17 protein-coding genes are annotated in these 19,287 nt (G+C 70.6%); 14 read left to right on the forward strand and 3 right to left on the reverse strand.

The window, feature by feature from the left end:
• The first annotated feature begins 97 nt into the window (after positions 1-97).
• Entirely contained in the window at positions 98-2,074 is a 1,977-nt protein-coding gene (thrS, locus tag P8T65_RS39130; RefSeq protein ID WP_316730099.1) for a threonine--tRNA ligase, read from the forward strand.
• A gap of 42 nt (positions 2,075-2,116) precedes the next feature.
• Here the strand turns inward: thrS and P8T65_RS39135 are convergent, their stop codons facing one another.
• The gene (locus tag P8T65_RS39135; RefSeq protein ID WP_316730100.1) at positions 2,117-2,773 is read right to left on the reverse strand and encodes a potassium channel family protein; all 657 of its coding nucleotides are present in this window, start codon (positions 2,771-2,773) and stop codon (positions 2,117-2,119) included.
• 67 nt (positions 2,774-2,840) lie between these two features.
• Here P8T65_RS39135 and P8T65_RS39140 point away from each other — a divergent pair, with 67 nt between their 5' ends.
• Positions 2,841-3,401: an HIT domain-containing protein gene (locus P8T65_RS39140; protein WP_316730101.1), complete on the forward strand. Its 561-nt coding sequence runs from the start codon at positions 2,841-2,843 to the stop codon at positions 3,399-3,401.
• 247 nt (positions 3,402-3,648) lie between these two features.
• Here the strand turns inward: P8T65_RS39140 and P8T65_RS39145 are convergent, their stop codons facing one another.
• Both P8T65_RS39145 and P8T65_RS39150 read right to left on the reverse strand, forming a co-directional pair.
• Positions 3,649-5,319: a hypothetical protein gene (locus tag P8T65_RS39145; protein WP_316730102.1), complete on the reverse strand. Its 1,671-nt coding sequence runs from the start codon at positions 5,317-5,319 to the stop codon at positions 3,649-3,651.
• A 255-nt stretch (positions 5,320-5,574) separates the two neighbouring features.
• Positions 5,575-7,773, reverse strand: coding sequence for an elongation factor G-like protein EF-G2 (locus tag P8T65_RS39150; protein ID WP_316730103.1), 2,199 nt, complete (start codon positions 7,771-7,773; stop codon positions 5,575-5,577).
• Between the two features lie 229 nt (positions 7,774-8,002).
• Between P8T65_RS39150 and pgsA the strand changes: the two genes are divergently transcribed.
• The 12 genes from pgsA (at position 8,003) to secD (ending at position 19,286) form a co-directional block, all read left to right on the forward strand.
• Entirely contained in the window at positions 8,003-8,755 is a 753-nt protein-coding gene (gene pgsA, locus P8T65_RS39155; protein WP_316730104.1) for a phosphatidylinositol phosphate synthase, read from the forward strand.
• Positions 8,752-9,813, forward strand: a complete 1,062-nt coding sequence (locus P8T65_RS39160; RefSeq protein WP_316730105.1) for a phosphatidylinositol mannoside acyltransferase — start codon at positions 8,752-8,754, stop codon at positions 9,811-9,813. Before pgsA ends, P8T65_RS39160 begins: the two co-directional genes overlap by 4 nt.
• Positions 9,810-10,970 carry a glycosyltransferase family 4 protein gene (locus P8T65_RS39165; protein WP_230219191.1) on the forward strand — a complete coding sequence of 387 codons (1,161 nt, stop codon included), beginning with the start codon at positions 9,810-9,812 and terminating at the stop codon, positions 10,968-10,970. Before P8T65_RS39160 ends, P8T65_RS39165 begins: the two co-directional genes overlap by 4 nt.
• Positions 10,971-11,071: 101 nt before the next feature.
• Positions 11,072-11,611 carry a hypothetical protein gene (locus tag P8T65_RS39170; RefSeq protein ID WP_316730108.1) on the forward strand — a complete coding sequence of 180 codons (540 nt, stop codon included), beginning with the start codon at positions 11,072-11,074 and terminating at the stop codon, positions 11,609-11,611.
• Between the two features lie 299 nt (positions 11,612-11,910).
• Positions 11,911-12,828, forward strand: a complete 918-nt coding sequence (gene pdxS / locus P8T65_RS39175; RefSeq protein WP_033532596.1) for a pyridoxal 5'-phosphate synthase lyase subunit PdxS — start codon at positions 11,911-11,913, stop codon at positions 12,826-12,828.
• 6 nt (positions 12,829-12,834) lie between these two features.
• A complete protein-coding gene (gene pdxT / locus P8T65_RS39180; protein WP_316730110.1) occupies positions 12,835-13,443 on the forward strand; it encodes a pyridoxal 5'-phosphate synthase glutaminase subunit PdxT in 609 nt (202 codons plus the stop codon).
• A 48-nt stretch (positions 13,444-13,491) separates the two neighbouring features.
• Positions 13,492-14,244 carry a YebC/PmpR family DNA-binding transcriptional regulator gene (locus P8T65_RS39185; protein WP_184896346.1) on the forward strand — a complete coding sequence of 251 codons (753 nt, stop codon included), beginning with the start codon at positions 13,492-13,494 and terminating at the stop codon, positions 14,242-14,244.
• 144 nt (positions 14,245-14,388) lie between these two features.
• The gene (gene ruvC, locus P8T65_RS39190) at positions 14,389-14,919 is read left to right on the forward strand and encodes a crossover junction endodeoxyribonuclease RuvC (RefSeq protein WP_230219194.1); all 531 of its coding nucleotides are present in this window, start codon (positions 14,389-14,391) and stop codon (positions 14,917-14,919) included.
• On the forward strand, positions 14,916-15,521 hold the full coding sequence (gene ruvA, locus P8T65_RS39195) for a Holliday junction branch migration protein RuvA (RefSeq protein ID WP_184896348.1): 606 nt from the start codon (positions 14,916-14,918) through the stop codon (positions 15,519-15,521). Before ruvC ends, ruvA begins: the two co-directional genes overlap by 4 nt.
• Before the next feature lie 86 nt (positions 15,522-15,607).
• Positions 15,608-16,678, forward strand: coding sequence for a Holliday junction branch migration DNA helicase RuvB (gene ruvB / locus P8T65_RS39200; protein WP_316730113.1), 1,071 nt, complete (start codon positions 15,608-15,610; stop codon positions 16,676-16,678).
• Between the two features lie 174 nt (positions 16,679-16,852).
• Entirely contained in the window at positions 16,853-17,362 is a 510-nt protein-coding gene (gene yajC / locus P8T65_RS39205) for a preprotein translocase subunit YajC (RefSeq protein ID WP_184896352.1), read from the forward strand.
• A 133-nt stretch (positions 17,363-17,495) separates the two neighbouring features.
• On the forward strand, positions 17,496-19,286 hold the full coding sequence (gene secD, locus P8T65_RS39210; RefSeq protein WP_316730114.1) for a protein translocase subunit SecD: 1,791 nt from the start codon (positions 17,496-17,498) through the stop codon (positions 19,284-19,286).
• The last annotated feature ends 1 nt before the right edge of the window (position 19,287 follow it).

The raw sequence follows: 19,287 nt of genomic DNA on the forward strand, positions 1-19,287 counted from the left end.
CCCATCAACCGTTTCGCAGAGGGCACCCCTGGCTCGGTACGATTCGGGGACCACCTACGAAAATCCGTAGGTGGTCCCCTTCAGTCAGGAGAGACCGGTGTCCGACGTCCGTGTGATCATCCAACGCGATTCCGAGCGGGAAGAGCGCGTGGTGACGACGGGCACTACGGCCGCCGACCTCTTCGCCGGCGAGCGGACCGTCGTCGCGGCCCGCGTGGCCGGAGAGCTGAAGGACCTCGCGTACGAGGTGCGGGACGGCGAGACCGTCGAGAGCGTGGAGATCTCCTCCGAGGACGGCCTCAACATCCTGCGCCACTCCACCGCGCACGTCATGGCCCAGGCCGTGCAGGAACTCTTCCCCGAGGCGAAGCTGGGCATCGGGCCGCCGGTCCGGGACGGGTTCTACTACGACTTCGACGTGGAGAAGCCGTTCACGCCCGAGGATCTCAAGGCCATCGAGAAGAAGATGCAGGAGATCCAGAAGCGCGGTCAGCGCTTCTCCCGCCGTGTCGTCACCGACGAGGCCGCCCGCGAGGAACTGGCGAACGAGCCGTACAAGCTGGAGCTGATCGGCCTCAAGGGCTCCGCGTCCTCGGACGACGGTGCGGACGTCGAGGTCGGCGCCGGCGAGCTGACGATCTACGACAACCTGGACGCCAAGACCGGTGACCTGTGCTGGAAGGACCTCTGCCGAGGCCCCCACCTGCCCACCACCCGCAACATCCCGGCGTTCAAGCTGATGCGCAATGCCGCCGCGTACTGGCGCGGCAGCGAGAAGAACCCGATGCTCCAGCGCATCTACGGCACCGCCTGGCCCTCCAAGGAGGAGCTGAAGGCCCACCTCGACTTCCTCGCCGAGGCCGAGAAGCGCGACCACCGCAAGCTGGGCAACGAACTCGACCTGTTCTCCATCCCGGACGAGATCGGCTCCGGCCTCGCCGTCTTCCACCCCAAGGGCGGCATCATCCGCCGGGTCATGGAGGACTACTCGCGCCGCCGGCACGAGGAGGAGGGCTACGAGTTCGTCTACACCCCGCACGCCACGAAGGGGAAGCTCTTCGAGGTCTCGGGTCACCTGGACTGGTACGCCGACGGCATGTACCCGCCCATGCAGCTCGACGAGGGCGTGGACTACTACCTCAAGCCCATGAACTGCCCGATGCACAACCTGATCTTCGACGCGCGCGGCCGCTCGTACCGTGAACTGCCGCTGCGCCTCTTCGAGTTCGGGACCGTGTACCGGTACGAGAAGTCCGGCGTCGTGCACGGTCTGACCCGGGCCCGGGGCTTCACCCAGGACGACGCGCACATCTACTGCACCCGTGAGCAGATGGCCGACGAGCTCGACAAGACGCTCACCTTCGTCCTCAACCTGCTGCGCGACTACGGGCTCACGGACTTCTACCTGGAGCTGTCCACCAAGGACCCGGAGAAGTTCGTCGGCTCGGACGAGGCGTGGGAGGAGGCGACCGAGACGCTCCGCCAGGTCGCCGAGAAGCAGGGCCTCCCGCTGGTCCCCGACCCGGGCGGCGCCGCGTTCTACGGCCCGAAGATCTCCGTCCAGGCCAAGGACGCGATCGGCCGCACCTGGCAGATGTCCACGGTCCAGCTCGACTTCAACCTGCCCGAGCGCTTCGACCTGGAGTACACCGGCCCGGACGGCTCCAAGCAGCGCCCGGTCATGATCCACCGCGCGCTGTTCGGCTCGATCGAGCGGTTCTTCGCCGTGCTCCTGGAGCACTACGCGGGCGCGTTCCCGGCGTGGCTGGCGCCCGTCCAGGCGGTCGGCATCCCGATCGGCGACGCGCATGTGGAGTACCTGAGGAAGTTCGCCGCCGAGGCGAAGAAGAAGGGGCTGCGCGTCGACGTCGACTCCTCCTCCGACCGGATGCAGAAGAAGATCCGCAACGCCCAGAAGGCGAAGGTGCCCTTCATGGTCATCGCGGGCGACGAGGACATGGCGGCCGGCGCCGTCTCCTTCCGCTACCGCGACGGCTCGCAGGAGAACGGCATCCCCGTCGAGGAGGCCGTCGCCAAGATCGCCAAGGTCGTGGAGGACCGCGTCCAGATCTGATGCGCACCCGCGCCCCATCGTCGAGGGAGGCCCCCGGAGAGTTCAGCTCGCCGGGGGCCTCTCCTCGTCCTCCCGCGCGAACACCTGGATCAGCCACGACCCGAACGACCCCGTCACCGTGCCGAGCAGGGCGAGACCGCAGGCCATCAGGAACACGGCGATCGTCCGGCCCATCGGGGTCACGGGGGTGACGTCCCCGTACCCGACCGTGGCGAGCGTCGAGCAGGTCCACCACACGGAGTCCCCGAAGGTCAGGATCGTCGCGCCCGGTGCGTCGCGCTCCTGCTGGTAGACGGCGAGGGCGCCGGTGAAGCCGAGCAGGGTCACCGACAGGCCCGCGTAGACGGCCACGCGCGCTTGCAGGGGGAGCCGCGGCCGCTCGTGGCGACGTTGCAGAGCGTCGTGGAGCTGCACGACCCGCAGCGGCCGCAGCAGCGGCAGTACCAGCACGACTGTGTCCAGCCAGTGGACACGTACGAACCTCGGCCCCAGCCCGCTCAGCCGCCACCGCACCCCGTAGTCGAGGACGAAGATCGCCCAGCACGCCATGGTCACCGCGAGACAGAGGTCGAGCCAGACCTGGGGAAGGCCGTTGTCGAGCACCCGTACCGCGTACGAGCCGAGGAAGAAGGCCGACGCTCCGGTGAGGGCGCGTCCGGTGCGCTGCTCCCAGCGGAGCGCGCGGCTGTCGAGGTCCATCGCCTCAGCTTGGCCCCGGTCGCCCGGCGCCGGCACCCGGCGACACGCCGCGAACGGGCGAAGCCATATGCTGCACTGCATGACGAGTGAGCCGGAGCAGCAGATCGGAGTGGGAACGCAGGACGCGTTCCAGCGCCTGTGGACGCCCCATCGGATGGCGTACATCCAGGGCGAGAACAAGCCGACCGGTCCTGGGGCCGACGACGGCTGTCCGTTCTGCTCGATCCCGGCCAAATCGGACGAGGACGGCCTGGTCATCAGGCGCGGGGAGCACGTGTACGCGGTGCTCAACCTCTACCCGTACAACGGCGGCCACCTCATGGTCGTCCCCTACCGGCACGTCGCCGACTACACGGATCTCACCGGGCCGGAGACCGCCGAGCTGGGCGAGCTGACCAAGCAGTCCATGACCGCGCTGCGCAACGCCTCCGGCGCCCACGGCTTCAACATCGGCATGAATCAGGGCTCGGTCGCGGGGGCGGGTATCGCGGCCCACCTTCACCAGCACATCGTGCCTCGCTGGGGCGGGGACACCAACTTCATGCCGGTCGTCGGTCACACGAGGATCCTGCCGCAGCTGCTGGCCGACACGAGGAAGATGCTCGCGGAGGCGTGGCCCACCGTGTGACTGCCGTCGGGTGCTGGGCGTTGGTTGTTCGGGTGTGGGTGCGCGGGGCGTCTCGCGCGGTTCCCCGCGCCCCTGAAGACTCAGGCCCTGCGGGCCTGAGGATGGCTGGGCCGCGGGATGAAAGGCACGGGGCGCAGCCCCTGCTTTTCAGGGGCGCGGGGAACTGCGCGACCAGCGCACACCGGACCCGCACCCGAAACCGACCCCCACCCCCCACGCCCCCCGCCGGCCAAGCCCAGCGCAGCGCTCACGCGTCGTAGAGGTCCGCCTTCCGCGGCGCAGGATCCTGCACCGCCCCGCTGAGGAACCCGGCCCGCGACCCGAACTTCTCGGTGTCCACGCCGTTCTCCTTGAGTACCTTGATCGCCGCGTTGTGCACCACGCGGAGCACCGGCGTGGCCGCGCGCAGCGCGTCGTCGGCCATGAAGCGGTGCCGCCACGGCTGGTCGGCCCACGCGTGGCGCAGGCCGAACGGCTCGGGCAGTCCCATGGAGCCGCCGAGCCAGTTCAGCAGCGGCGGGTACCAGGTCAGAGGGGCGCGCGCGGCGAGCCGTACGACCTCGTCGGCGTCGACGAGCGGGAGCTTGATCTTGCGCGTCTCCCAGAAGCGCAGCGACTTCTGGACTTCCTTCTCCTTGGCCGCGGGGCCGGTCGTGAACAGGCCGTGCACCGGCCCCAGCGCGTGCCCGGTGACCTCGATGCGCAGCGTCTGGTGCAGCACGGTGACCGTGACCAGCATGGTGATGATCAACTGACCGTCCCAGAGGGTCCACTGGACCCCCAGGTAGTGGCGGTTGCCGCTGCCGAAGTGCTGCTTGTTGCAGATCTCCTGTATGGCGTGCGTCTTGTACTGGTACGCGTCCACGTCGGTGCTGTCGGGCCGGGCCACGGCTCCGGCGCCCTCGCCGATGGGGCTCACGATCCAGTGCTTGATGGAAGGGGCCGTGAAACCACCGGTGTTGAGGGGGGTGCGCTCCAGCATGCGCAGCTGGTCGTGGATGGCGCGTATGACGTCCCAGCTGCGGAACGGGTGGATCTCCTTGCCCGCTTCGGCCGGCACGAGGTCCTCGGCGAGCTGCCAGCTGCCCCACCGGGTGCCCATGCCGAGGATGCCCTTGGGGCCGGCGTAGAAGACCAGGTTGGAGCGCTGCTCGGCGCTGAGCCGGGCCAGTTCCTTGCGCAGCTGCTCGGCCTTGGTCTCGCCGGGGCTGCCGGGCACGGCCTCAGGGATCTTGGCGCCGATGCCACCGCCCGCCAGCAGGCCGGACCAGCGCTCTCGCAGATCCTTCGCGGCGCGCTCGCAGACCTGCTTGGCCCAGAACCAGCCGACCACCGGCAGCACCACGCACGCACGCGCGTACCAGGCCCAGAAGCCGTCGAAGGGCATCTTGAGCAGGAAAATCACGGCGAGGGCCCCGACCGCGACCAGCAGGGTGGTGCCGAGAGCGCCCGCCCGCTTGTCGTCACGCTTGGCGACCGTCGTACGGATCTGGAAGACCAGCAGCCACAGCAGGAGCCCGGGAAGGAAGAGCACCCCGCACAGGACCATGATCGCCGAGAGCCGGTTGTCGCGCTCCCGGCGGATGTTGTTGGCCGCGAGGCAGTGCTCGACCACGACCTGCGGCTCCATGCCGAAGGACTGGATGAGCGGTTTGCGGCCCGCGCCGACCATCCGGTCCCGCACCGCGAGGGAGAAGGCCTCTCCGAGGTTCGGCCGGAAGATGGTCGCCCACTTGCGGCCCGGATTGACCGAGGACTTGTGCCAGTCGTTGTTGGCCTTGAGGATCTCCGCGATCTCGTTGTCCCGGTATGCCGCGGACGCCAGGGCGTACGTCGCCGCGGTCTGGCCCGCGGTGCCCGTCAGCGGCACCTGTGCCCCGGGAGAGAAATCGAATTCGTCCGCCACCGCCGCCCCCATCGCCGCACACTCGCTCCTGCGGCTCTTCCCGACTTCCGTGCTCCGCACACCTGTTGATCAGGTCATAGCCTGATCTGGACCTGATCGAGCCATACTTGTCGATCAGGTGATCAGCGTATCCGCAGCCGCGGGCAACGCGCGGCGCAGGGAACGGACATTCACGGAACCCACCGGTGGACGGCCGGGGCCGCCCACCGCGAGGTCACGGGTGTCTCCTGCACCTTCCGTCCCGTTGCCCGAACTCGAACCCGTAGGTCAGTTCTCCTTCGTCCGTTCCCGGAGCTTGTCGGCGACGTGGGACGGCATCGGCTCGTGTCGCGTGTACCGGCGGCCGAAGCGCGCGGTGCCGTGTGAGAGCGAGCGCAGGTCGACGGCGTACCGGTCGATCTCGATCTCCGGCACCTCGGCCCGGACGAGGGTGCGCCCGCCGCCCGCCTGCTCGGTGCCGACGACCCGGCCGCGCCGCCCGGACAGATCGCTCATCACCGGACCGACGTACGAGTCGCCGACCAGCACCGACACCTCGGCCACCGGCTCCAGCAGGTGGATTTTCGCGTCGGCGGCCGCCTCGCGCAGCGCCAGCGCGCCCGCCGTCTGGAACGCGGCGTCCGAGGAGTCCACCGAGTGCGCCTTGCCGTCGCGCAGCGTGATCCGTACGTCGATGAGCGGATAGCCCGCCGCGACGCCCTTCGCCGCCTGCGCCCGTACGCCCTTCTCCACGGACGGGATGAACTGCCGGGGCACCGCGCCGCCGACGACCTTGTCGACGAACTCGATGCCGGAGCCGCCGGGCAGCGGCTCCACCTCGATCTCGCAGATCGCGTACTGCCCGTGTCCGCCGGACTGCTTCACGTGCCGCCCCCGGCCCGCCGATCTGTCGGCGAACGTCTCCCGCAGGGACACCCGGTGCGGTATGACGTCGACCTGGACGCCGTAGCGGCTGCGCAGCCGTTCCAGGGCGACGTCGGCGTGCGCCTCGCCCAGGCACCACAGGACCACCTGGTGCGTGTCCTGGTTCTGTTCGAGCCGCATCGTCGGGTCCTCGGCGACCAGCCGGGCGAGGCCCTGGGAGAGCTTGTCCTCGTCGGCCTTGCTGTGCGCCTGGATGGCGAGCGGCAGCAACGGGTCCGGCATCTCCCACGGCTCCATGAGCAGCGGGTCGTCCTTGGCGGACAGCGTGTCCCCGGTCTCCGCGCGGTTGAGTTTCGCCACGCACGCCAGGTCGCCCGCGATGCAGTGGGTGAGCGACCGCTGCTGCTTGCCGAACGGGGCGGACAGGGCGCCGATCCGCTCGTCGACGTCGTGGTCCTCGTGTCCGCGGTCGGCCAGCCCGTGCCCGGAGACGTGCACCGTCGCGTCGGGGCGCAGCGTCCCGGAGAAGACCCGTACCAGGGAGATCCGGCCCACGTAGGGGTCGCTGGCGGTCTTCACGACCTCGGCGACCAGCGGCCCGTCCGGGTCGCAGGCCGACGTGATCTCGCGGGGGCGGCCCTCGGGGGTGGTGACCGTGGGCGTCTCGCGCTCCAGGGGGGTCGGGAAGCCGCCGGTGACCAGTTCGAGGAGTTCGACCGTGCCGAGGCCCTGCTTGGCGCCCTCGGCCGCGGGGGCGGCGGCCAGCACCGGGTGGAAGACCCCGCGCGCGACGGCCCGCTCCAGGTCGTCGATGAGCGTCTTGACGTCGATGGCCTCGCCGCCGAGGTAGCGGTCCATGAGGGTCTCGTCCTCGCTCTCGGCGATGATCCCCTCGATGAGCCGGTTGCGGGCCTCCTCGATCGCCGGCAACTGCTCCGGGCCCGGCTCGGACTCCTTGCGCTCGCCGGAGGAGTAGTCGAAGAGCTTCCGCGTCAGCAGCCCGGTCAGCCCGGTCACGGGCGCGTGCCCGTCGGGACCCTGGGGGCCGTGCAGCGGCACATAGAGCGGCAGGACGGCGTCAGGGTCGTCCCCGCCGAACGTCTCCGCGCAGATCCTGGTCATCTCCTCGAAGTCCGCCCGCGCGGCCTCCAGGTGCGTGATCACGATCGCCCGCGGCATGCCCACCGCCGCGCACTCCTCCCACACCATGCGCGTCGAGCCGTCGACGCCGTCCGAGGCCGAGACGACGAACAGGGCCGCGTCCGCCGCTCGCAGACCGGCCCTGAGTTCCCCGACGAAGTCGGCGTATCCGGGGGTGTCCAACAGATTGATCTTGTACCCGCCCCATTCGACGGGGACGAGGGAGAGCTGCACCGAGCGTTGCTGCCGGTGTTCGATCTCGTCGTAGTCGGAGACGGTGCCGCCGTCCTCCACGCGGCCCGCCCGGTTCACCGCTCCCGCCGTCAGCGCGAGAGCCTCCACCAGAGTCGTCTTGCCCGAACCGGAGTGGCCGACCAGCACCACATTCCGTACGGACGCGGGGTGGTCGGCCGCCGTAGCCCTGCCGGCGGCTCCGGGATGTGCGTTCGCCTTGTCGCCCATGATCCTGCCTCCCGTGCACGGTGAGGTCACTGTGGGCGCGGACATGCGGATCCGCGTGCGGTGCGGCTCCGATGACGCCCGCGGTGTCTTCGAGCTTTGCACCCGCGTCACGGTGCGTCCATACGAACGACGTGATCGCTCCTCGCGTCCCCGGTCACGCCCGGGGGACACGGCGGGCTGGTGCCCGACGGTCGCACACGCGCGCGCGTGGCTACGATGGGCCAGCCGGATGGCCAACAGGGGCCACGCGGCGACACCGACCCTCGGGAAGGCCATGCTGAACAAGTACGCGCGTGCATTCTTCACGCGTGTCCTCACACCGTTCGCCGCGTTTCTGATCCGCAGGGGTGTCAGCCCCGACACGGTCACTCTCATCGGCACCGCCGGAGTGATCGCGGGCGCGTTGGTCTTCTACCCCCGGGGCGAGTTCTTCTGGGGCACGATCGTCATCACGCTGTTCGTGTTCTCGGACCTCGTCGACGGCAACATGGCCCGTCAGATGGGCCGCTCCAGCCGCTGGGGAGCCTTCCTCGACTCCACGCTCGACCGGGTCGCCGACGGCGCGATCTTCGGCGGTTTCGCCCTCTGGTACGCGGGCAAGGGCGACGACCTCGCCCTGTGCGCCGTCTCGATCTTCTGCCTGGCGAGCGGCCAGGTGGTGTCGTACACCAAGGCACGCGGCGAGTCGATCGGCCTGCCGGTGGCGGTCAACGGGCTGGTGGAGCGCGCCGAGCGCCTGGTGATCTCGCTGGTCGCGGCCGGCCTCTCCGGCCTGCACGCGTTCGGGGTGCCCGGGATCGACGTCCTGCTGCCCATCGCCCTGTGGATCGTCGCCGTCGGCAGCCTCGTCACGCTGATCCAGCGCGTGGTCACCGTCCGCCGCGAATCCGCCGAGGTCGAGGCGGCCGCCGAGGCGGAGGCCGCCGCCTCGCCCGCCCAGGACACCCCGGACACCTCCCGCAACAGCGAGGCGACCCCGTGAGCGCTCTGCGGGAACGGCTCACCGACGGGCTGTACGGCCTGGGCTGGAGCACCGTCAAGAAGCTCCCCGAGCCCGCCGCCGTCCGCCTCGGCCGGACGATCGCCGACGCCACCTGGAAGCGACGTGGCCCCCTCGTGCGTCGGCTGGAGGCCAACTACGCGCGCGTGGTCCCGGACGCGGGCCCGGAGCGCCTCGCCGAGCTGTCCCGCGCGGGCATGCGTTCGTACCTGCGCTACTGGATGGAGTCCTTCCGCCTTCCCGCCTGGAGCGAGGAGCGGATCAGGAGCGGCGTCACCGTCGCGGACCTCCACCACCTCACCGACGGCCTCGCCGCCGGCCGGGGCGTCGTCCTCGCGCTGCCTCACCTGGCCAACTGGGACCTCGCCGGCGCCTGGGTCACCACCGAGCTGAAGACACCGTTCACGACGGTCGCCGAACGCCTCAAGCCCGAGACGCTCTACGACCGCTTCGTCGCCTACCGCGAGGGCCTCGGCATGGAGGTCCTGCCGCACAACGGCGGCTCCGCCTTCGGCACCCTCGCGCGGCGGCTGCGCGACGGCGGCCTGGTCTGTCTGGTCGCCGACCGCGACCTGTCCGCGTCCGGCGTCGAGGTCGACTTCTTCGGCGAGCCCACCCGGATGCCCGCCGGACCGGCCCTGCTGGCCCAGCAGACCGGCGCGCTGCTGCTGCCGGTGACGCTCTGGTACGACGACTCGCCCGTCATGCGGGGACGCGTGCACGCCCCGATCGAGGTACCCGGGACAGGTACCCGCGCCGAGAAGACGTCTGTCATGACACAGGCGCTGGCAGACGCCTTCGCCACCGGCATCGCCGACCACCCGGAGGACTGGCACATGCTCCAGCGCTTGTGGCTCGCGGACCTCGACCCCGCGAAGAGTCCGGGCGGGCCCACGCCGCCCCCACCGAGACCGGCCACCGATCCCGCTCCGAGTTCGGCCGCTGATGCCGCGACGGATGCAGGGCGCGGTCCGCGGACGGGTGCCGCGCGTGATCCGCTGCCGGAGGCCGCGACGGATTCCGAGAAGGGGCGCCCGTGAAGATCGGGATCGTCTGCCCGTACTCCTGGGACGTGCCCGGGGGAGTCCAGTTCCACATCCGTGATCTGGCCGACCACCTCATCCGGCTCGGCCACGAGGTGTCGGTGCTCGCCCCGGCGGACGACGACACACCGCTGCCGCCGTACGTCGTCTCCGCGGGCCGCGCGGTCCCCGTGCCCTACAACGGCTCGGTCGCCCGCCTGAACTTCGGCTTCCTGTCGGCCGCCCGGGTACGGCGCTGGCTGCACGACGGCACCTTCGACGTGATCCACATCCACGAGCCGGCCTCCCCGTCGCTCGGCCTGCTGGCCTGCTGGGCCGCACAGGGCCCGATCGTGGCCACCTTCCACACCTCCAACCCGCGCTCCCGGGCCATGATCGCGGCCTACCCGATCCTCCAGCCCGCCCTGGAGAAGATCAGTGCGCGGATCGCGGTGAGCGAGTACGCCCGCCGCACCCTGGTCGAGCACCTGGGCGGCGACGCGGTCGTCATCCCGAACGGCGTCGACGTCGACTTCTTCGCCCGCGCCAAGCCCAACCCCGACTGGCAGGGCGACACGCTGGGCTTCGTCGGCCGGATCGACGAACCCCGCAAGGGGCTGCCGGTGCTGATGAAGGCCCTGCCGAAGATCTTCGCCGAGCGTCCCGGGGCCAGGCTGCTGGTCGCGGGACGGGGGGACGAGGAGCAGGCGGTGGAGAGCCTGCCCGCCGAGCTCCGCTCCCGCGTCGAGTTCCTCGGCATGGTCAGCGACGAGGACAAGGCCCGCTTCCTGCGCAGCGTCGACGTCTACGTCGCCCCCAACACCGGCGGCGAGAGCTTCGGCATCATCCTCGTCGAGGCCATGTCCGCCGGCGCCCCCGTCCTCGCCTCCGACCTCGACGCCTTCGCCCAGGTCCTCGACCAGGGCGGCGCGGGTGAGCTCTTCGCCAACGAGGACGCCGACGCCCTCGCGACAGCCGCCGTACGCCTGCTCGGCGACCCGGAGCGCCGAGCCGAGCTCCGCGAGCGGGGCAGCGCCCACGTCCGCCGGTTCGACTGGTCCACCGTCGGCGCCGACATCCTCGGCGTCTACGAGACCGTCACGGAGGGCGCGGCGTCGGTGGCGGCGGACGAACGGGTGGGACTGCGGGCGCGGTTGGGGCTGGGCCGGGAATGACTCCGGTGGGTGCGGGGGCCGTTCGCACGGTTCCCGCCCGTCCCGTGCGGGGCTGAGCTGGGGCGTGGTCGTGGTGGGCTCCGGTAGTAGCCTTGCCGCCCGTGACTTCGACACTCATCTGGATCGCTGTCGTCCTGTTCGCGATCGGCCTCTATCTGAGCTGGACCGCGGGACGCCTCGACCGGCTGCACGCGCGCATCGACGCCGCCCGGGCCGCGCTCGACGCGCAGCTGCTGCGCCGCGCGTCGGTCGCCCAGGAACTGGCCACCTCCGGGGTGCTGGACCCGGCCGCCTCGATCGTCCTCTACGAGGCGGCACACGCGGCCCGGCAGGCCGAGGAGGAGCAGCGCGAGGTCGCCGAGAGCGAGCTGAGCCAGGCGCTGCGGGCCGTGTTCGCGGACGCGCAGCAGGTGGAGGTGGTGCGCGAGGCGCCGGGTGGTGAGGACGCGGCGAACGAGCTGGCCCAGGCGGTGCGCCGGGTGCCGATGGCGCGGCGCTTCCACAACGACGCGGTGCGGGCGGCGCGGGCGTTGCGCCGGCATCGCAAGGTCCGCTGGTTCCGGCTCGCCGGGCACGCGCCGTTCCCGATGGCGTTCGAGATGGACGACGAGCCGCCGGGGGCGTTGGCTTCGGGCGCCTAGGGGCTCGGGGGGTGCGGGTTCGTGGGCGACCGCGGGCCCGGTGGGGGCTTCTCGCGCGGTTCCCCGCGCCCCTGAAAAGCAGGGGCTGCGCCCCTTTCTTTTTTCGGCCCGAAAGGGCCGTAGGCCCTTGAGGGGCGCGGGGAACCGCGCGACCAGCCCCCACCGGGCCCGCACCCGACCCCTCACCCGCACCTCAGGAAAACGATCCACCGCCTCCCCATTGGCCCTTGCCGTGGCCCGCTCCTCTCACGTTTCCTCGGTGATTGCAGAAACCCCCTTCCCCGAGCGAGGTCAAACCCGTGTCCAGCACGCTCTCCAACTCCGCCGCCCAGACCCCCGAGACCGGCACCGCCCGCGTGAAGCGCGGCATGGCCGAGCAGCTCAAGGGCGGTGTGATCATGGACGTCGTCACCCCGGAGCAGGCCAAGATCGCCGAGGACGCGGGCGCGGTCGCGGTCATGGCCCTTGAGCGGGTCCCCGCCGACATCCGCAAGGACGGAGGCGTCGCCCGGATGTCCGACCCCGACATGATCGAGGGCATCATCGAGGCCGTCTCCATCCCGGTCATGGCCAAGTCCCGCATCGGCCACTTCGTCGAGGCCCAGGTCCTGCAGTCGCTCGGCGTCGACTACATCGACGAGTCCGAGGTCCTCACCCCGGCCGACGAGGTCAACCACTCCGACAAGTGGGCCTTCACCACCCCCTTCGTCTGCGGTGCCACCAACCTCGGCGAGGCCCTGCGCCGCATAGCCGAGGGCGCCGCCATGATCCGCTCCAAGGGCGAGGCCGGCACCGGCAACGTCGTCGAGGCCGTCCGTCACCTGCGCCAGATCAAGAACGAGATCGCCAAGCTGCGTGGCTTCGACAACAACGAGCTGTACGCCGCCGCCAAGGAGCTGCGCGCCCCGTACGAGCTGGTCAAGGAGGTCTCCGAGCTGGGCAAGCTGCCGGTGGTCCTCTTCTCCGCCGGTGGCGTCGCCACCCCGGCCGACGCCGCGCTGATGCGCCAGCTCGGCGCCGAGGGCGTCTTCGTCGGGTCCGGCATCTTCAAGTCCGGCGACCCGGCCAAGCGCGCCGCCGCCATCGTGAAGGCCACCACCTTCTACGACGACCCGAAGATCATCGCGGACGCCTCCCGCAACCTGGGCGAGGCCATGGTCGGCATCAACTGCGACACCCTCCCCGAGGCCGAGCGCTACGCGAACCGGGGCTGGTAAGCACCCATGAGCGACACCCCGGTCATCGGCGTCCTGGCGCTCCAGGGCGACGTACGGGAGCACCTCGTCGCCCTGGCCGCGGCCGACGCCGTGGCCAGGCCGATCAGGCGCCCCGAGGAACTCGCCGAGGTGGACGGCCTCGTCGTCCCGGGCGGCGAGTCCACCACGATCTCCAAGCTCGCCGTCCTCTTCGGCGTCATGGAACCGCTCCGCGCGCGCGTCCGCGCGGGCATGCCCGTGTACGGCACCTGCGCCGGCCTGATCATGCTCGCCGACAAGATCCTCGACCCGCGCTCGGGCCAGGAGACCGTCGGCGGCATCGACATGATCGTGCGCCGTAACGCCTTCGGACGCCAGAACGAGTCGTTCGAGGCGGCGGTCGACGTCAGGGGCGTCGAGGGCGATCCCGTGGAGGGCGTCTTCATCCGCGCCCCGTGGGTGGAGTCCGTGGGCGCGGAGACGGAGGTGCTGGCCGAGCACGACGGTCACATCGTCGCCGTACGCCAGGGCAACGCCCTCGCCACGTCCTTCCATCCGGAACTGACCGGCGACCACCGCCTGCACGCCCTCTTTGTCGACATGGTGCGCGCGAACCGGGCGGCGGAGTCCTTGTAGGATCTCTGGGGTTCGTACGGAGTTGGGTAACGCGAAGGAGACAGGCAGATGTCCGGCCACTCTAAATGGGCTACGACGAAGCACAAGAAGGCCGTGATCGACGCCAAGCGCGGCAAGCTCTTCGCGAAGCTGATCAAGAACATCGAGGTCGCCGCACGGATGGGCGGCGTGGACCTCGAGGGCAACCCGACGCTCTATGACGCCGTGCAGAAGGCGAAGAAGCAGTCGGTCCCCAACAAGAACATCGACTCCGCGATCAAGCGCGGCGGCGGCCTCGAAGCCGGTGGCGCCGACTACGAGACGATCATGTACGAGGGCTACGGCCCGAACGGTGTCGCGGTGCTCATCGAGTGCCTCACCGACAACCGCAACCGCGCCGCCTCCGACGTCCGGGTCGCCATGACCCGCAACGGCGGCTCGATGGCCGACCCGGGTTCCGTCTCGTACCTCTTCAACCGCAAGGGCGTCGTGATCGTTCCCAAGGGCGAGCTGTCCGAGGACGACGTCCTGGAGGTTGTGCTCGACGCGGGCGCCGAGGAGGTCAACGACCTGGGCGAGTCCTTCGAGGTGCTCAGCGAGGCCACCGACCTGGTCGCGGTCCGCTCCTCCCTCCAGGAGGCCGGCATCGACTACGACTCGGCCGAGGCCAACTTCGTCCCGACCATGCAGGTCGAACTGGACGAAGAGGGCGCCAGGAAGATCTTCAAGCTGATCGACGCGCTGGAGGACAGCGACGACGTCCAGAACGTCTTCGCCAACTTCGACGTCAGCGACGACGTGATGGCCAAGGTCGACGCCTAGCGCTGCGCGCGAACCGAGCGGATCGGGCGGGCCGGTGGGACACACCCACCGGCCCGCCGCCGTTGTCGGTGGCAGCAGATAGCCTGCACAAACTGGGGGCACCTCCCAGCAGTAGCTGGGGGAGATCGAGTGGGAGGGGGCGCGGTGCGCGTACTCGGGGTGGACCCCGGACTGACGCGGTGTGGCGTGGGTGTGGTCGAGGGCGTCGCGGGCCGGCCGCTGACCATGCTCGGCGTCGGTGTCGTCCGCACGCCCGCGGACGCGGAGTTGGGGCACCGACTCGTCGCGATCGAGCAGGGCATCGAGCAGTGGCTCGACGAGCACCGCCCCGAATGCGTCGCCGTGGAGCGGGTGTTCAGCCAGCACAACGTCCGCACGGTCATGGGCACCGCCCAGGCCAGCGCCGTCGCCATGCTGTGCGCCGCCCGCCGCGGCATCCCCGTCGCCCTGCACACCCCCAGCGAGGTCAAGGCCGCCGTCACCGGCAGCGGCCGGGCCGACAAGGCCCAGGTCGGGGCCATGGTCACCCGTCTCCTCCGGCTCGACGCCCCACCGAAACCGGCGGACGCCGCCGACGCCCTCGCCCTCGCCATCTGCCACATCTGGCGGGCCCCCGCCCAGAACCGCCTCCAGCAGGCCGTGGCCCTGCACGCATCGAAAGGCCGTACGTCATGATCGCCTTCGTCAGCGGCCCGGTCGCCGCCCTGGCTCCGGACTCCGCGGTGGTCGAGGTCGGTGGGATCGGCATCGCGGTCCAGTGCACGCCCAACACGTTGTCCGGGCTGCGCATGGGGCAGCCGGCCAAGCTCGCCACCTCCCTGGTCGTCCGCGAGGACTCGCTGACGCTGTACGGCTTCGTGGACGACGACGAGCGCCAGGTCTTCGAACTGCTGCAGACCGCGAGCGGGGTCGGACCGCGCCTGGCACAGGCGATGCTCGCCGTGCACACCCCCGACGCGCTGCGCCGAGCGGTCGCCACCGGCGACGAGAAGGCGCTCGTCGCCGTCCCCGGCATTGGCAAGAAGGGTGCCCAGAAACTCCTGTTGGAGCTGAAGGACCGGCTGGGCGAGCCCATCGGCGCCCCCGCGATCGGGGCCCCGGTCACCCAGGGCTGGCGCGACCAGTTGCACGCCGCCCTGATCGGCCTCGGGTACGCCACCCGCGAGGCCGACGAGGCCGTGTCGGCCGTGACCCCCCAGGCCGAGGCCACCGAAGGCACGCCCCAGGTGGGCCAGTTGCTGAAGGCCGCCCTCCAGACCCTCAACAGAGCCCGCTGACCGCTCTGTCGAAGCGCTCGTGCACCACCGGTACGGGCCGCCGCCCCCTTCCGCTCCATCCGACAGCAACCCGCGAGGCACACGCAATGAACTGGGACGACACGACCGACGACACCGCCGCCGACCGCCTGGTGGGCTCCGTCGCCGACCGTGAGGACCAGGCCGTCGAGGCCGCCCTGCGCCCCAAGGACCTGGACGAGTTCATCGGCCAGGAGAAGGTCCGCGAACAGCTGGACCTGGTCCTGCGGGCCGCACGCGCGCGCGGGGCCACCGCCGACCACGTCCTGCTCTCCGGCGCCCCGGGCCTCGGCAAGACCACGCTCTCGATGATCATCGCGGCCGAGATGGGCGCCCCCATCCGCATCACCTCCGGCCCCGCCATCCAGCACGCCGGCGACCTCGCCGCGATCCTCTCCTCCCTCCAGGAGGGCGAGGTCCTCTTCCTCGACGAGATCCACCGCATGTCCCGGCCCGCCGAGGAGATGCTGTACATGGCGATGGAGGACTTCCGCGTCGACGTGATCGTCGGCAAGGGCCCCGGTGCCACCGCGATCCCCCTCGAACTGCCGCCCTTCACCCTGGTCGGCGCCACCACGCGCGCGGGACTGCTGCCGCCGCCGCTGCGCGACCGCTTCGGCTTCACCGCGCACATGGAGTTCTACGAGCCCGCCGAACTGGAGCGCGTCATCCACCGCTCGGCGAACCTGCTCGACGTCGAGATCGACACGGACGGTGCCGCCGAGATCGCGGGCCGCTCCCGCGGCACCCCCCGTATCGCCAACCGCCTGCTGCGCCGCGTACGGGACTATGCGCAGGTCAAGGCCGACGGCGTCATCACCCGCGACATCGCCTCCGCCGCCCTCGCCGTGTACGAGGTCGACGCCCGCGGCCTCGACCGCCTCGACCGGGGTGTCCTCGAAGCTCTGCTCAAGCTCTTCGGCGGCGGACCGGTCGGTCTGTCCACCCTCGCCGTCGCGGTGGGGGAGGAGCGCGAGACCGTCGAGGAGGTCGCCGAACCCTTCCTCGTCCGCGAGGGACTGCTCGCCCGCACCCCCCGCGGCCGGGTCGCCACCCCCGCCGCCTGGGCCCACCTCGGACTCACCCCGCCACGCGGCACGACCGGCGGAAACGGACAACAGGACCTGTTCGGGGCGTGACCGTCTCGTGACGCCGCGGTACTCGCCCGGCATGGAACCCCGGTGACATGCTGTGCGTTGTTCCATCACGGTGGACTCGCTTAGACTCCGCCGATGCCGCCCTTGTCGGCAGCACACATACCCCCAACCATCAGGCCGCTCGCCATCGCGGTCGTGTGAAGGAAGTTCCGACCCGTGAGTCTCGTGACCCTCCTCCCGTTCATCGTGCTCATCGGGGCCATGATCCTGATGACCCGATCGGCCAAGAAGAAGCAGCAGCAGGCCGTCGACATGCGGAACCAGATGCAGCCCGGTTCCGGCGTCCGCACGATCGGGGGCATGTACGCGACCGTCAAGGAAGTCAGCGAGGACACGGTCCTCCTCGACGCCGGGCCGGGCGTCGAGCTGCTGTTCGCCAAGAACTCCATCGGTGCCGTCCTCAGTGACGAGGAGTACAACCGCATCGTCCACGGCATCGAGCACGACCTGAAGTCCGACGTCGTCCCGGACGACGCCTCCTCCCTCACCGAGACCGACGAGCCCTCCGACGACGCTTCCGCCGCTTCCGACGACAAGCCCATCGACCTCGGCAAGAAGGACGCGTCCGACGACGCGGCCGACGAGACCGCCGAGGCGAAGGCCGACGAGGCCAAGGCCGACGAAGCAGAGCCGAAGAAGACCGACGGCGAGTCCGACGCGAAGTAGTCACGTCCCGGGAGTGCAGGCGAGAACCGCCCGCACCCCGGGCGCGTGTCGTTTTCGCCCGGCTTCCCGACACAAGTCATGGCCGTCCCCGCGCTGACCCCGCGCACGGCGGCCCGAGAGGGAGTACGAGAAGGTGGCAGCACCGAAGAAGGGCCGGAGCGCGAGCACCCAGAGCAAGCCTGGGCGCGCGCTGGCCCTCATCCTGATCGCCCTTGTGGCGCTCACCGGGGGAATGTTCGCCTCCGGACACACCACTCCGCGTCTCGGCATCGACCTCGCCGGTGGTACGAGCATCACACTGACGGCGGTCAACGAGCCCGGCCAGCCCAACGCGATCAACAAGACCAACATGGACACCGCGGTCGAGATCATGCACCGCCGCGTCAACGGTCTGGGCGTGTCCGAGGCGGAGGTCCAGACCCAGGGCAATGAGAACATCATTGTCAACATCCCCAAGGGCACGGATTCCCAAGAGGCCAGGGACCAGGTCGGCACCACCGCGAAGCTGTACTTCCGTCCCGTCCTCCAGAGCCAGGTCGGCACTGGTGCGACGGAGAACCCCACCGCCTCGCCGAGCACCAGCCCCAGTGGCAGCGGCTCGCCGAGCCCGTCGAGCTCCGACGGCAAGGACGAGGCCACCGAGCCCGGGGCCGGTGACTCCGCGAGCCCGTCGTCGAGCCCGTCGTCCTCCGCCACGTCGCAGGGCCGTGCGCTCACCGACGCGCTGAAGGCCGACCCCACGCCGTCCGGCAGCGGTTCCGCGTCCGCCAAGGCCTCCGACAGCGCCTCCCCGCCCGCGAGCCCGAGCGCCGATGAGGAGACCCAGGCGATCCAGGCCAAGTTCGCCGCCCTCGACTGCAACGACCCGAAGCAGCGCGCCGAGGCCGGCAAGGGCAAGACCACCGACACCGTCGTGGCCTGCGGCCAGGACAACGGCAGCTGGAGCAAGTTCGTCCTCGGCCCGGTCGGGGTCGACGGCACCGAGGTCGAGAAGGCCCAGGCGCTGCTCGACACGCAGAACGGCACCGGCTGGCAGGTCGTCATGGACTTCGACTCCAAGGGCGCCGACAAGTTCGCCGACATCACCGGCCAGCTGGCGACGCAGACCTCCCCGCAGAACGAGTTCGCGATCGTCCTCGACGACGAGGTCGTCTCCCACCCCTACGTGCAGGCGGCGGTCACCGGCGGCAAGGCCGAGATCTCCGGCAGCTTCACGCAGGAGGAGGCCCAGAACCTCGCCAACATGCTGTCGTACGGCGCGCTCCCGCTGACCTTCAAGGAGTCCAGCGTCACCACCGTCAGCCCCGCGCTCGGCGGTGAGCAGCTGCAGGCAGGTCTGATCGCCGGTGCGATCGGCCTGGCTCTGGTCGTGATCTATCTGCTCGTCTACTACCGCGGTCTGTCGTTGATCGCGGTCGCCTCACTGCTGCTCTCCGCGGCTCTGACCTACCTGATCATGTCGCTGCTCGGCCCGGCCATCGGCTTCGCCCTGAACCTGCCGGCGGTCTGCGGTGCGATCGTCGCGATCGGTATCACGGCGGACTCGTTCATCGTGTACTTCGAACGCGTCCGGGACGAGATCCGCGAGGGCCGCACGCTGCGCCCTGCCGTCGAGCGGGCCTGGCCCCGTGCCCGGCGCACCATCCTGGTCTCCGACTTCGTGTCCTTCCTCGCCGCCGCGGTGCTCTTCGTCGTCACCGTCGGCAAGGTGCAGGGCTTCGCGTTCACACTCGGCCTGACGACCGTGCTCGACGTCGTGGTCGTCTTCCTCTTCACCAAGCCGCTGCTGACCCTGCTGGCCCGCACCAAGTTCTTCGCCAACGGCCACCGCTGGTCCGGCCTCGACCCGAAGCGTCTGGGTGCCCAGCCGCCGCTGCGCCGCACCCGCCGTCCCGCCGTCCCCGCCGACCCGAAGGAGGCCTGAG

This window comes from Streptomyces sp. 11x1 (assembly GCF_032598905.1).
Taxonomy (GTDB): Bacteria; Actinomycetota; Actinomycetes; order Streptomycetales; family Streptomycetaceae; genus Streptomyces.

What these genes read in the sequence shown, in the direction of transcription:
- P8T65_RS39145 (WP_316730102.1), bottom strand. Translation starts at nt 5,319, where the DNA reads ATGGGGGCGGCGGTGGCGGACGAATTCGATTTCTCTCCCGGGGCACAG.
- ruvA (WP_184896348.1), top strand. Translation starts at nt 14,916, where the DNA reads ATGATCGCCTTCGTCAGCGGCCCGGTCGCCGCCCTGGCTCCGGACTCC.
- P8T65_RS39150 (WP_316730103.1), bottom strand. Translation starts at nt 7,773, where the DNA reads ATGGGCGACAAGGCGAACGCACATCCCGGAGCCGCCGGCAGGGCTACG.
- ruvB (WP_316730113.1), top strand. Translation starts at nt 15,608, where the DNA reads ATGAACTGGGACGACACGACCGACGACACCGCCGCCGACCGCCTGGTG.
- P8T65_RS39185 (WP_184896346.1), top strand. Translation starts at nt 13,492, where the DNA reads ATGTCCGGCCACTCTAAATGGGCTACGACGAAGCACAAGAAGGCCGTG.
- P8T65_RS39135 (WP_316730100.1), bottom strand. Translation starts at nt 2,773, where the DNA reads ATGGACCTCGACAGCCGCGCGCTCCGCTGGGAGCAGCGCACCGGACGC.
- pdxT (WP_316730110.1), top strand. Translation starts at nt 12,835, where the DNA reads ATGAGCGACACCCCGGTCATCGGCGTCCTGGCGCTCCAGGGCGACGTA.
- P8T65_RS39140 (WP_316730101.1), top strand. Translation starts at nt 2,841, where the DNA reads ATGCTGCACTGCATGACGAGTGAGCCGGAGCAGCAGATCGGAGTGGGA.
- pgsA (WP_316730104.1), top strand. Translation starts at nt 8,003, where the DNA reads ATGGCCAACAGGGGCCACGCGGCGACACCGACCCTCGGGAAGGCCATG.